This window comes from Epilithonimonas hungarica (assembly GCF_900102265.1).
Lineage (GTDB): Bacteria > Bacteroidota > Bacteroidia > Flavobacteriales > Weeksellaceae > Epilithonimonas > Epilithonimonas hungarica.
Window position 1 is genome coordinate 348,186 of sequence record NZ_FNBH01000003.1, and the last position, 13,087, is coordinate 361,272.

The window sequence follows — 13,087 nt, forward strand, 5'->3', positions numbered from 1 at the left end:
GAATTTGAAAATTAACAACATGTAATCGATTGCGCATCTTGTACTGTCATGCCTAACTTTTTTGAAAAATAAGATTTTTTCTACTGTTTCGAAAACGTTTATTAAAACACTATTAAATTGATAGTTACAGGTAATTTCATAATAAATTAACATTAAATTATTTTACCAAAGCACATGTCTAATTATCATTATTTCTAATTTTTGATATTTACCAAAAATCAAACAGCTCTTTTGATTTCTATTTATTTAAATAAAAAAAGACTTAACAATTTCCATTATTAAGTCTTTTGATTCTTTAGAAAATTAAAATTTATTTCAATTGATATACTTCGCTTGCAGCGAGTAATAAACAACCTAAACCATAATCCTCAAAATCAGGTTCCTTGCTAACAGAAAGCGGTTGTCCATCTTTTGGCTCTTTCCCTGTTCCCTGGACCCATCCCAAAAATCCATTCGGTTGAACAGAATCTTTTACAATTGCATTCCAAGCTTTAGTAAGAACTGGCAAATATGCTTTTTTATCAATCAAACCTTTATTAATTCCATAGGCCATTCCGTAAACAAAAAGTGCAGTTCCCGTCATCTCTTTTCCGCCAAAATTAGTTGGGTCGTGAAGACTCACATTCCAAAATCCATCCTCTCTCTGAATCGGAAGCAAAGCCGATAAAAGGTCTTTATAATCCTGCAAATACTCCTGATAATGTGCATCAGACCTAGGCGTATCTTCCAAAGTTCTTGCTAGAGCTGCTACAACCCAACCGTTTCCACGGCTCCAATAGCAATCTTCTCCATTCGGTTCTTTATAAGGAGGCACAAAACTTTTGTCTCTCCACCACAGTTTATCTTTTGCATTGTACAGACCGTTTCCGCCGTGTTTATACTTGGTGAAAGCGTACATCTCGTAATTTTTGTCAAAATATTTTTTGTCGCCAGTAATTCTACCCAACTTTGTAAAAATCGGCATTCCCATTTGCAATGCGTCTATCCACCACCAATCGTCAGATTTTCCGGAAGCAATCATACTATCCATAGAAAGCTTCACGAATTTGATTCTCTCAGGATTCTTTCTTCCATCGATTTCATAAAGGTCGAGATATGTTTGTCCACAAGCTTGATTGTCGGCATTTCGAGTGTAAGTTCCACGCATCATATCCCAATTATGTTTTTGCGACCAATCCAAAGCGTAATCATAATATTCTTTTTTCGGATTAATTTTATAAAGCGCCATCAAGCCTTCATAATAAACCGCTCTCGTCCAAAGATTACTTGGCCATACCTTCTTTCCAACGACTTCCTTGCCTGCATCTGGCCATTTATTCATAAAATATTGGTTGGCACGTTGAGCAACTTCCAGAACTTCTTTCTTATTTGGAAGTTCAGATATTTTCTTTGCGGTTGACTTTTTTTGAGCTGTACAAGAAGAAATCCCTCCAAATAACAAAGCAAAAGCGAGACTTGCAGTTAGTAACTTTTTCATAATATTTATATATAATTTTTTCAAAAAAACTGATTTCAACTGGTAAATTAATTAGGTTTTACAGTAAAAACATTTGGCTTTAAGATTTTTTTCACAGATTCATCCAGATAATAATCCGTGTGTGGAGGCTGATTATAGCCTACATTTTGCCATACAATACTCAAACGATACTGCGGATTATGCATCAAAGTGTATAACCTGTGTTTTGTAGGAATTGTCGTGCTGAAAATTCTTAATTCCTGATTATCAGCTGTTCTGTACATTACTTCTTCTCGCCAGTCCCCGAATAAATCTACAACCAAAGACGGATTTTTCTTCGTTCCGTTATTCGATTCACATTGGAAATCTTTAGCATCAAATATGACAGTTGATTTTTCTTTTTTCCAATTCCATTTTGAAACGACTGTTCCGTCTAAAATTTCACTTAAAAAATCACCGTCCCAGTAAATTCCCATATTCACTGCCGGATTTTTATTACTGATTTTCTTTCCCTTTGCACTGTAAACTCCTTTTAAACCTGCACCGGCTGCCCAACATTCCGAACCATCATAACGAGGGTCTATATTTAGCGACAAACCTCTTCCCGGTCCCTGAAATTTACTTGCCTGACTGTAAACTGTAGAAGGTAATTTCCACAAAACCTTTCCTGTTTTTCCATCTCTAAAATGTGCTCCCGCATCATCAAATCTTTCCTGAATATCAAAAATTTCCAATCCCGGATTTGAAGGGTCTAAATCTCCAACGTGCAAAGCATCACCGTGACCGTAGCCTGTACTGTTCAACACTTTTCCGTCGTCATCAACCGTCATTGCACCGAAAACGATTTCGTCTTTTCCGTCATTATCAACATCGGCAATGCTCAGATTATGATTTCCCTGTCCGCGATATTGTTTGTTTTCTTCTGAACTTTCGGTATCAAAAAGCCAACGGAGACTGAGTTTTCTGTCTTTAAAATCCCAAGCTGCAATCGCAGTTCTGGTGTAATAACCTCTCGACATAATCACACTTGGAGTCTTTCCGTCGAGATATGCAACTGCTCCTAAAAATCGGTCGATGCGGTTTCCTTTGGCATCGCCCCAGGTTTCGGTCATTTCTTCGTTAGTTGGGTTTAAACTTCTAGCAAATCTTGGAACTTCATAGTTAACGGTATTAATTTCCGTACCGGTTTGTCCGTCAAAAACCGTCAGATATTCAGGTCCGGAAAGAATCATTCCGTTTTCGTTGACATAATTTTTGGTTGGGTCACCAATGAATTTTCCTTTTCCATCTTTGCTTCCGTCGGCGGTTTTCATCACGATTTCCGCTTTTCCGTCCTGGTCTAAATCATACACCAAAAATTGTGTATAATGTGCTCCTTCTCTGATATTTTTACCTAAATTAATTTCCCACAAAAACTGACCATTCAGTTTATAAGCCTGAATAATCGGCGGGTCTGTTTCTCCTTTTTGGCTGTTGTCTTTTGACCTTCCGGTTTGATGTAGGATGATTTCGTACTCACCATCTCCATCTAAATCAGCTACAGAAGCGTCATTTGGCGTGTAACCGGCTGGTGTTTTCAACGGAATAGAAAAATAAGGTTTTTGATTCGCAGTATATTTTGCAAAATCTTGGTCAACATCCTGATGTTGCGTGTTTGATTTTACGAAATAGGTATAATTTTTTCCTTTGTCAGCGGTTTTATCTAAAAAATTGGTTTCGTTTGAAAGTGGTTTTTCATTCAACTTTTTAGTTGAATTATTTTCAGTTCGGTATAAATCAAAATGAGTATTTTGAGCTTCTGTTCCCAGCAAACGCCAACTCACAAAAACGCCTGACTCTGCAGGAATCGCAACGATTCCTCTTTTCAGGTATTCCATTTGTCTTTGGGCAAAAAAAGTTTGCGAAAGAAAAATGGCGGATGTAATGAAGATATATTTGATTTTCAAAATCTTTTATTTTTAATAAGTTCTGGCTAAATGCTTTTATAAACTAGTTCTTTCAGTATGTCATTCTGAACGAAATAAAATGTAGTGAAGAATCTCAATTTTTCTGACTGAGATTCTTCCTTCGTCAGAATGACAAATGCTCAATTAAATTAACCTGTTTATCCGCTTTCAATATTTGTTCTTAATCATACATTTTAAACGTTGAATCTCTCGCAGCCCGACCTGAGTGGAGCTCTTTTTGTCGCAGCAAAGCGCAGACAAAAAAGCGGGAACGGAGGGCGGAAAAGCTGCCCAAACAATTCCCATCATTGTATTTCAATCGATTGCACAGATTCGATTATTTTTTAGAAACCTGCTTCAGCAACCACTTTACCCATTCTTCAGTTCCCTGATAATTGGTGAAATCTGCCGGAAGTTTTTTACCGTCGATATATTCGTTATAGCACCACGGGTCGCCCAATGCGAAAACGGTTCCTTTGCCGACTTTTGCAATGGCTCCAATATTTTTGCCTTCTGCCATCAAAATGGCCTTGGCAGGAGCTTTTACATCAATTGAACTTACTTCCTTCATATATAATTTTTGCTCAGAAAACACTTCATTTCCGGCAGGAACCATTACTTTTCCCTGTTCAAATTCTCTTTTCTGAACGCGGTTATAACTGTCATCATTGAAATGAATCCCGAATTCTCCCGCCAATTTGTTGAAATATTCGAATTCCGAATTGCCATTATCATTGCTCATCAAAACCAAAACACCGCCTTTTTTCACCCAATCTGTCAGATTTTTGATGCTGGTCGGGTCAATCAGATTGGCTTTTCCGCCGTAAGCTTCTTTGTCGATATCGGCATCAACAATGATGTAAATGTTGGCTTTTTTCAAATCTTTTTTGGAAGGAGCAGTCGTCAATGTTGAAATTTCAGCACCTTGTTTCTGGAAAATCTCGCCCAGTAAAGAAAATCCGCCGTTGGAAGTGTCGTTCCACGTGTAATGCCAAGATTCCAGAACTTTGGTTTCTTTATTTTCCTTTTTTTCGTTATTGAAAAAGTTGTCTAAAACGACTTTCGGTTTGTTTTGAGCATTGGAAAATCCGAATGTGAAGAGCGTTCCTAAAGCTAATGTTTTTACGATATTCTGCTTCATATCTATTTATTTTAATTTATTTGTTGGTTTTTCGCAAAGACGCAAGTTAATGAGAAAAATACTTTTTTAAGGCGCAAAGATTTTATCTTCGATAAAATTATTTTAGTGCTTTTTCAACAAATAATATTTCATTTTTTATAATTTATTTTGAATAATGAACTGGAATTAATTGAATTTCGCCATCCAACCCTGAAGGTTGTACTTTCCAATTTGAAGCGTCGAAAGGTTTGTAATCGATGTTGACAAAATTAATTTCGTGGTAATTTCGCCATTGAATTTTATTTTGGTCCATATAACGGATTCGGTTTGCCATCAGGTTTGACACCTCAATCTGAATGGTATTTTTTCCCTTTTTCAAATATTTTCCGACATTGATTTCAAACGGAAGACACCAGACAATTCCGGCATCTTGTCCGTTGATGATGACTTTTGCACTTTCATATAATTTGTCGAATTTCAGTACAAAATCATCGGCTTTATTTTTCTTTAAGCTGAAAGTCGTTGTGTAAACTCCTGTTCCCGAAAAGCTTTGCGTTTGAGCGTCTTCTGTGAAATTCGTCCAAGGCTGAAGTTTCGTTAACTTTCTGGGTTTCGGAAGTTCGGGACCTCCTTCTTTGAAACTTAATTGCCAAGGTTGATTTAAAACAATTGGCGCTTCTGTTTTTTCAACATATTTCCACTTTGCAACAGAATTATCTGCAGTCTCAGAAGCTTTTACAATTAAAGATTCCCCAGATTTTAATTGAATTTTCACTGAATTATTTTGAGTCTGGGCAATTCCATAATCCCCATTTTCAGGATTCATCAAAGTGACTTGTTTTCCGACAAAATTCAGCGGAATATTTTGATTGATTTCCTTGGAAGTATGATTGACGATGTAATAATATTTTCCGCCATCAAACTTTCTTCTGATAAATTTTAATCCTGTATTGGTCAGTTTTTCTCTTTCAATTTTTAAGAATTCTAACCCTTTTTCAACATCAGAACTTAACACAATTTTTCCTTTTCCGAAGCTTGCTGATTTAAGATTTCCATTTTGCTGAAAAGGAATTTGAGTCCATAAAGATTGTAATTCTTTTCTTCTTTTCTCCACTTCAAAATTTCCGGGGACATCTTTTGGTTCGTTTTGAAAAATAATTGAAGCACCATTTTGAGCCAAGTTTAAAATATTTTTTAAAGTTGATTCAGAGAAATAATTCAATTGAGGAATAATTAAAACTTTATAAGAACCTCCATTTTCCGAAACCTGAATATTCTGATTTTCAAACTTCGCTTCACCAATCATTTTATCAGAAATCATATCCAGAGAATAGCCGGATTTCCCTAATTTCTCAAGATTTTCGTAGAATACGGTCGGATGTAACCATTTTTCAATATTATGAATTTTGAACGCCATATCTTTCCCTTTCGGATTCGCCCATTGGTCGTAAACTGGCCAGTACATCAAGATTTCATTGTCTGATTTTCCGCTTTGTAACACAGATTGAATTCTCTCGATGTAAGAATTTAAACCTTTTATATTTGGCCATAAGCTGTTTTCAGGAACAAAATTCGTCGAAGCATAAAACAGCCAACCCGGAAACTGAACATCAGCCGGCGTATACGTTGTTCCGTGATAAAAAATATGGTTAATTCCTGATAGAAAAATCTGCTCAGCTTCAGGTTTTACCTGCGACCACGAAGTTTTGAAATGTTCTGTCAACCAAGTGAAAGATTCGTTGGAAATCAAAGGTTTTCCGGTAATATTGGCTGCTGAAGAGGCAAATTTCAGCATATTGATGTCGGGAACTTCCTTCGTATTGATGTCTTCCAGATTTCTTCTCAAACCCTGAATATCAAATTTTGTACTTCCGAAAGTTTCCGATTCCGGAATATCGACTGCTGCGTATAAATCGAGTAAATTTCCTGACGAACCGTGAGCCTGATTCGTATTTTTAGAATTTTTGGAATGTGCCCATTTCGTGAAATTATCGGTGAAGTTATTCAAAATCAGTTCGCTCAAAGTTTCTCTGTAATCCGATTTTACCCTTCCTGCAATTTCATTTAGCTCATCACTAACCAAATATTTGATGTATGGACTTAAATCATACCCTCGTCTCTTCTTAAATTCATTTTTAAAATCAGCAGTCCAGTCTGCGTTGTAAACCTCGTAACTATCATTAAAAAATGAACGGATTCCATAGTTTGAATTTCCAAAAGCTTTGTCGAAAGTTTTAAAATAATCAGCCGTTGCTGTGTTTGAAAAATGGTCTAAAGTATAGCCTTCTCCGCCCGGAGCGGCACGTTTTACTTTTTGCAAAGTTTTACCTACAAAAACTGCATAGATTGTCCATTTTCCAGACGTCGGTTTCCAGTTTAAACTTCCATCGCTACTGACTTTATCTGTTAAAACTACCGCTTCATTTTTTTCATTGTAAGCTGTGACAATATCTAATTTTATGATTTTTAAATTCTTCTGTTTTTCATCTTTCAAAATAATTTTATCTGAAAAATTCTCGCCTGCTGAAATCGTGTAAGTCTGAACAATCATTTTCGTAGCAGCATCCTGTTCATCAACTTGCGGTCCACCGATTGGCCAGCCTGTTCCAACCGACATATCGACGCCCATATTCAGGTTTTTTGCTTTGTAAGTAGTGAGTTGAAGCATTTTCATCCATTCCGGAGAGAGATAATTAATATATTTACTTTCAAATCCTTTTGCGCCGTAAATAGGAACAATTTCAACGCCTCCAAAACCTGCTTTATTAAGTGTTGTCAGCTGTTTATCCAATCCTTTTTCATCGACAGCATTTCCCATCCACCACCAACGTGTCCAGGGTTTTGCGGTCTCGGTGGTTTTTGGCCACGGATTTTGTGCGGAAAGATTTCCGAAAGCAAAACAGATTAAACTTAATTTTATGATAGATTGAATATTCATTTCTTATTTTTTAGTTTCCATCAGGCTTCAAACTTTCCATAAAGATACTTTCTGGCCAATGGAATTTGTCAATATCATCGGGTTTATTAGGGTTAAAACTTTTATAATTCTTTGAGATATATTTCTTTAAAGGTAAATTTTGGTCAACGATAGATTTAACCACACATTTCGCCAGTTCGTAAGCACCGTAGGTATTGAAATGTGTATCATCTGCTAAAACTGTTGGTTGATTTGGATAATTGTTTGCCGGATAATAAACAAATGCTTTCTTAGAATTTTCTGGTCCCATCGCTTCGAACAAGGTCTTACTCATTGCATTTAAATCGATTAAATATACATTTTCTTCTTTCGCAATTTCCCGCATTGCATCAGGAAAATCATCCAAAGTATTAACGATTTTATTATTTTCGTCAAAAACTCTTCGGTTCATTGAAGTAACCAAAACAGGAGTTGCCCCCAATTCTTTGGCTTTCGAAATCCATTCTTTTAACCTTTTTTTGTAACCAGATTTAATGCTGTTTCCAGCTTTTTGGTCGTTGTGCCCAAACTGGATTAAAAGATAATCTCCGGGTTTTATCTTATTCCAGATTTTATCGATTCGGTGACGGTCTTCAAAGGCTTTCAACGTTTCTCCGCTTTCAGCGTAATTGGCAATCACAACTTCATTCGGAACGAAAAAATACGGCAACATCTGTCCCCACGACGCCCAAGGTTCGTACTGCGCATCTACAACCGTTGAATCTCCAGTGATATAAATGGTTTTAGCTGTTGGGTTGGGTTGAATGATAACTGAAGAAACTTTTGGAGTTTTGTCATTGAATTCAATCGTCAATAAGTTGTCCCAATGTAAATATTTAGTTTCTCTTGGTTTTAATTTTACAATTCCGATTTTTTCGCCATTTTGATTTCGGATGATACTGTCTTTTACGTGAACTGAAATTTGTTTTTCAACAATTTCACCTTGTTTTGTTTTGATATCATTCAGCATCAGACGGCGGTTTTCTACACGAACTGTCGTTTCAGATGCTCCTTTGGTATCGCCAAGATTTAATGTAATATTATAATTTCCCTCAGGAATTGCGACTGAAAAATAGAAAGGTTTGTCACTCGTAATAAAGTCTCCCGTCAAAGCATTTCCTCCGTTATCAAACGATTTTAAACCGGAAATATCCATAAAACCGTAACCTTTTTTCTTATCGAATTTTGAGGTTGGCCTGATGGGAATAAAACCGTTTTCAGTTCTATTTCCTCCAAAATCAAACTTGAAAGTCGTCTGTTGAGCAAACAAAAACGAACTTAAGAAAAGCGTCAAAAATTTTATCCAGTTCTGCATTTTAATCTGTTAAAATATTTTCTTTTGGCATTGTAAACTGTTTATTTTCATCGCCCAAATCCGGAAGACCAAAATAGAAATATAGTGTTCTTTTAAATGTCCCGTTCAGATGATTCGGTTCACTTTCAGGACCTAAAGTTGAAGTATCATTATTAATATTAAACGCTAAAACAGTTCCCAACGGCGGAATTGCATCGAGGAAAGAAATATTTCCAGTTGGCAATTTCGGGTAACCTTCTGCACCGTAAATTCCGTAAAAATCAAAAAGTCTGACAAACATTTTTTCTTCCTTTGTTCCGATTGTCATTTTTCCTTCGGCTGTATCCAATTGCAACCACGAAACATCATCAAAATAACCTTTAAATTCAGGATAAATCCAAGGTGAAAAACCTGTTCTGGTGGAGTTTCTCAGGTTTTGCCAAACATTGTAAGTTTGCCCCTGAGTACGGTTTTTCCAAACGTGATAAGGACCTTTTCCAAACCATTTTGCGCTGATGACATAATTTTCGGGATAATCAAAACTTACTCCTGCAAACTGATAATCTCCGGAAAGTGAATATTCATAATTCAATTCTAAAATTCCGTTAGAATTAAGTTTCCAAACTGCTTTTTTTCCGTCTTTGTATGAAACTTCGATGATTTGATTTTTCCCTTCTGATAAAGATTTAATTGAAGACAATTCCGTTTTTCCATTCACGAAAATCGGTCCGTTTCGGAAGGTCATTTTTTTGCCTTTTTTATCGATAATGACTGATTTTAATAATCCGTCTTTTTTACCTATTGAAAATTCTTTTTCGTCTGATTTTAAAATAAATAATGAATCATTTTCCGCAACAGAAACCGGAAATTCTTTGATTAAAGTCTTCGAAAACTGTTTTGAAATCTCATCGTTCGATTTTATTTTCCAAGTCCAAGTGTAGATTTCCTTTCCCAAAAAATCGGTTGCAGTCAGCATTAAAGCTTCACTTTCTTTCCAGTTTTGAGGAAGATTTAATCTAACATTTCCTTTTTCTGTTGGTTTAATATCCGGAGATTCTGCTTTTCCACTTTGAAGTACATTAAATCCGGATTCAGACGAAAATGGTGTTTTGAATTTGACCAGTTTCCATTCAAACTGACATTCATTTAGATTGGTAAAATGATAACGGTTTTCAACAGGAATTGTTCCATTAAAATCTGTCGGCAACGTTTTAAAATCAATTTTTACAGGACTGTAAATTTCACGGATGGCATAAAAACTTCCTTCTTTTTCACGATGCGGACCAACTACTCCATCCGGCGCATTAATCGCATTGACATCGATTTGATTATTGAAATCGGTTCGCACCAAACCTTCATCCGCAAATGCCCAAAGGAAACCGCCTGCTCCTTTTTTGGAATTCCAGTGAAGTTCCCAATAATCAGCCAAAGAAGTTCCGCCACCACCGTCATCCTGTGCGTGCAGAAATTCGGTCGGCATATAAATATTTTCTCCTTCAAGGATTTTTTTGGTGCTGTAATAATCTTCGTAATGGTTGCAGTCGATGCCGTTGAAAGCATTTCCTGGTTTGTGATGGGCGTGAATGACGGGACGGTTTGATAAGTCGTATTTTGCAAATTCTGCATCCAAGTCCAAATTATGTCCGCCTTCGTTTCCGTTGCTCCAGAAAATAATCGATGGATGATTGGCATCTCTTGTAACCATTTCTCTGACCAGTTTTTTGCCGATTTCAGTACTATATTTTTTTTGCCAACCCGCCAATTCATCCAAAACATACAACCCTAAAGAATCGCAAATCTGAAGAAACGATTTATTCGGTGGATAATGGGCACAGCGAACGGCATTCATATTCATTTCTTTGATGAGCTGAACGTCCATTAAATCTATATTTTTATTCACCGCTCGTCCTGTTTCAGGCCACCAGACGTGACGGTTGATGCCTTTCATTTTGATTTTGGTTCCGTTGATGTAAATTCCGTCGCCTTTTCGGATTTCAATGGTTCGGAAACCGAATTTTTCTTCGGTTTGGCTGATTATTTTTTTGTTTTTATTTAAAGTGAATTTTGCTTTGTATAAATTCGGTGTTTCTGCCGTCCAAAGCTTCGGGTTTTTAACGGAAAACTGAATCTGCTTTAAAGTATCTCCATTTTGAATTTGAACCTGAGATTCGCCAACCAAATTATTTTTAACATCAAAAATTTCAACTTTTAAATTATTGACTGAAGTGATTCCTTTTAAGTAAATATTTGAACTAAAAGTTCCGTCCGCTTTTGCATCAATCGCCGTCCACGAAATATGTTCTTTTGGAGTTGCTTCCAAATAAACCGGGCGGAAAATCCCTCCTAAAATCCAGTAATCTGCAAGACGTTCTGCATTATTGACGGATTTATCAGCCGACATTTTGGAAACTTTTACCTCTAGAATATTTTCTTTTCCAAAAATTAATTTGTCGGAAATATCATATTTAAATTCATAAAAAGCACCCTGATGAATTGCTCCGGCCAATTTTCCGTTGATTTTCACTTCGGTGTCGGTCATCGAACCTTCGAAAACAATGTTGACCGATTTTCCTTTCCAGGAATTTGGAACTGAAAACTTGTGTTTGTAAAGACCTGTTTCGTCGTTAAATTTAAAATTCTTTCCGTAGGTAACGTAGTCTCTTCCGTAGTTGTAAGAGCCAAATCCCTGCTGTTCCCATTGTGATGGAACCTGTATTTTGTCCCAGCTTCCTGATTTTCTTCCTCCAGTTATCCAAAAATCCCATTCTTTTGTCTGCTCAGAATCTGTCCCGCTCAGGAATTGGATTTCCTTAGACTGAGAATGCAGAAACTGTGAGCAAAAGCATAAAAGAACGAATATTTTGGTAAAATAACTCATTTTGCAGCAGTATCGGAATCGTCTTTTTTGTTGTAAGATTGCGTGAGAGAAGCTACTTGCATCACATTAACATTTTTTTGCTTTAAATTCTGAATGTTGTTCAGGTTTTGTATTTCAGGTTTTAAAGCTTTTATTTTCAAATTTTCAAATGTGAAATCTTTTAAATCAAATAAGTCTGATTTTTCAACAGAGAATGCCGTTTCGCAACTGATATCGATATTCTTGATGGTAATATTGTTCGCCAATCCTTTTCTCGGTCTTTCTTCGCCTTTCAAATCAAAAAACTGATTCCAGCCTTTAACATACAAGAATGTTTTCACGTTTCCTGTGATGTTTTCTACGGTAAGATATTCGTAATGTTGAGGAGTATCCGGACGCATTTTCAGATGTAATAATCTTGAAGCATCTTTTACCTTAGAATTTCTTAGAATCACGTTGTAATTGTGAATTGATTCGCTTCCACAAGTCAAAACGCTGTGGCAAAATCCAAAACTGTTGTTTTCGATAAGGATGTTTCTGTTTTCACCGTTGTTCGGGTCTTTATCGGATTTCGGACCTTTTCCGCCTTTTAAAGCAATTGCATCGTCATTGACTGACATATAGCAATTTTTAATTAAGAAATTGGTACACGCATCGATGTCAACTGCGTCTGTACTTGGTGCTTTTACTGGTGCTTTCGGAGCAAGAATAGTGAGATTTAACAATTTTACAAAATCACTTTTGTAATAATGCGTACTCCAAAACGGTGAATTTTTAACAGTAATTCCTTCAATCTGAATGTTTTTTGAATTGGAAACGTAGATAATTCTAGGTCTCATTTCGTCCATATTGGTGCATTTAGGATTCCATTCTCTTCTTTTCCAGAATGATTTCCAGAAGCGAAGTCCATTTCCGTCCAGAGTTCCTTTTCCTGAAATCGTGAAGCCGTCTAATCCGTCTGCATTAATCAAAGCAGGAAAATATTTCACAGTCTGACCTTCCATTCTTGTCGTTACAACTGGAAAATCATTGATATCATCACTGCCTTTTAATTTTGCTCCATTTTCCAGATGCAAATGGGTACCTTGTTTGAAGAAAATTGAACTGATTAAAAATGTTCCTTTCGGCACCACCACAACTCCACCACCATTTTTAGCAGCCAAATCAATGATTGCCTGAAGTTCTTTGGTCTGAAGAATCGTGCTGTCGTTCTTCACTCCATTGTCTGTAAGGATATATTTTTTGCCTAATTTGTTGATGTCTGTGGGCTTGCTTTCTTTAAACCATTTGTCGATTTTGGTACCGTCTGGCCAGTTGTCCTGGCTTTTTAATCCTGAAAAAGAAAAGCAGAGCGAAAAAGCCAGGAAAAGCTTTGATATATTTTGAAATTTCATAATCGATTTTATATAGCTAATAAACGAAAATAAAAATATAGTTTCTGAGAGTTTGGAGCATCCT

General features: G+C 36.3%; 7 protein-coding genes. All 7 read right to left on the bottom strand.

The features are described 5' to 3' along the window. Nucleotides 1–310 precede the first annotated feature (310 nt). The 7 genes from BLT30_RS13410 to BLT30_RS13440 all read right to left on the bottom strand — a co-directional run bounded on the left by BLT30_RS13410 (nucleotide 311) and on the right by BLT30_RS13440 (nucleotide 13,023). Entirely contained in the window at nucleotides 311–1,477 is a 1,167-nt protein-coding gene (locus BLT30_RS13410; protein WP_089874046.1) for a glycoside hydrolase family 88/105 protein, read from the bottom strand. A gap of 47 nt (nucleotides 1,478–1,524) precedes the next feature. Next, complete coding sequence (locus BLT30_RS13415; protein WP_089874047.1) at nucleotides 1,525–3,402, bottom strand: rhamnogalacturonan lyase; 1,878 nt, start codon at nucleotides 3,400–3,402, stop codon at nucleotides 1,525–1,527. Nucleotides 3,403–3,739: 337 nt separating this feature from the next. After that, nucleotides 3,740–4,543: a DUF4350 domain-containing protein gene (locus BLT30_RS13420; protein ID WP_089874048.1), complete on the bottom strand. Its 804-nt coding sequence runs from the start codon at nucleotides 4,541–4,543 to the stop codon at nucleotides 3,740–3,742. Nucleotides 4,544–4,685: 142 nt separating this feature from the next. Then, a complete protein-coding gene (locus BLT30_RS13425) occupies nucleotides 4,686–7,460 on the bottom strand; it encodes a glycosyl hydrolase (protein WP_089874049.1) in 2,775 nt (924 codons plus the stop codon). Between the two features lie 10 nt (nucleotides 7,461–7,470). Next, a complete protein-coding gene (locus tag BLT30_RS13430) occupies nucleotides 7,471–8,793 on the bottom strand; it encodes a rhamnogalacturonan acetylesterase (protein WP_089874050.1) in 1,323 nt (440 codons plus the stop codon). A gap of 1 nt (nucleotide 8,794) precedes the next feature. Continuing rightward, nucleotides 8,795–11,650, bottom strand: coding sequence for a glycoside hydrolase family 2 protein (locus tag BLT30_RS13435; protein WP_089874051.1), 2,856 nt, complete (start codon nucleotides 11,648–11,650; stop codon nucleotides 8,795–8,797). Then, entirely contained in the window at nucleotides 11,647–13,023 is a 1,377-nt protein-coding gene (locus tag BLT30_RS13440) for a rhamnogalacturonidase (protein ID WP_089874052.1), read from the bottom strand. The genes BLT30_RS13435 and BLT30_RS13440 overlap by 4 nt, the downstream gene beginning before the upstream one ends. Between the last annotated feature and the right edge of the window lie 64 nt (nucleotides 13,024–13,087).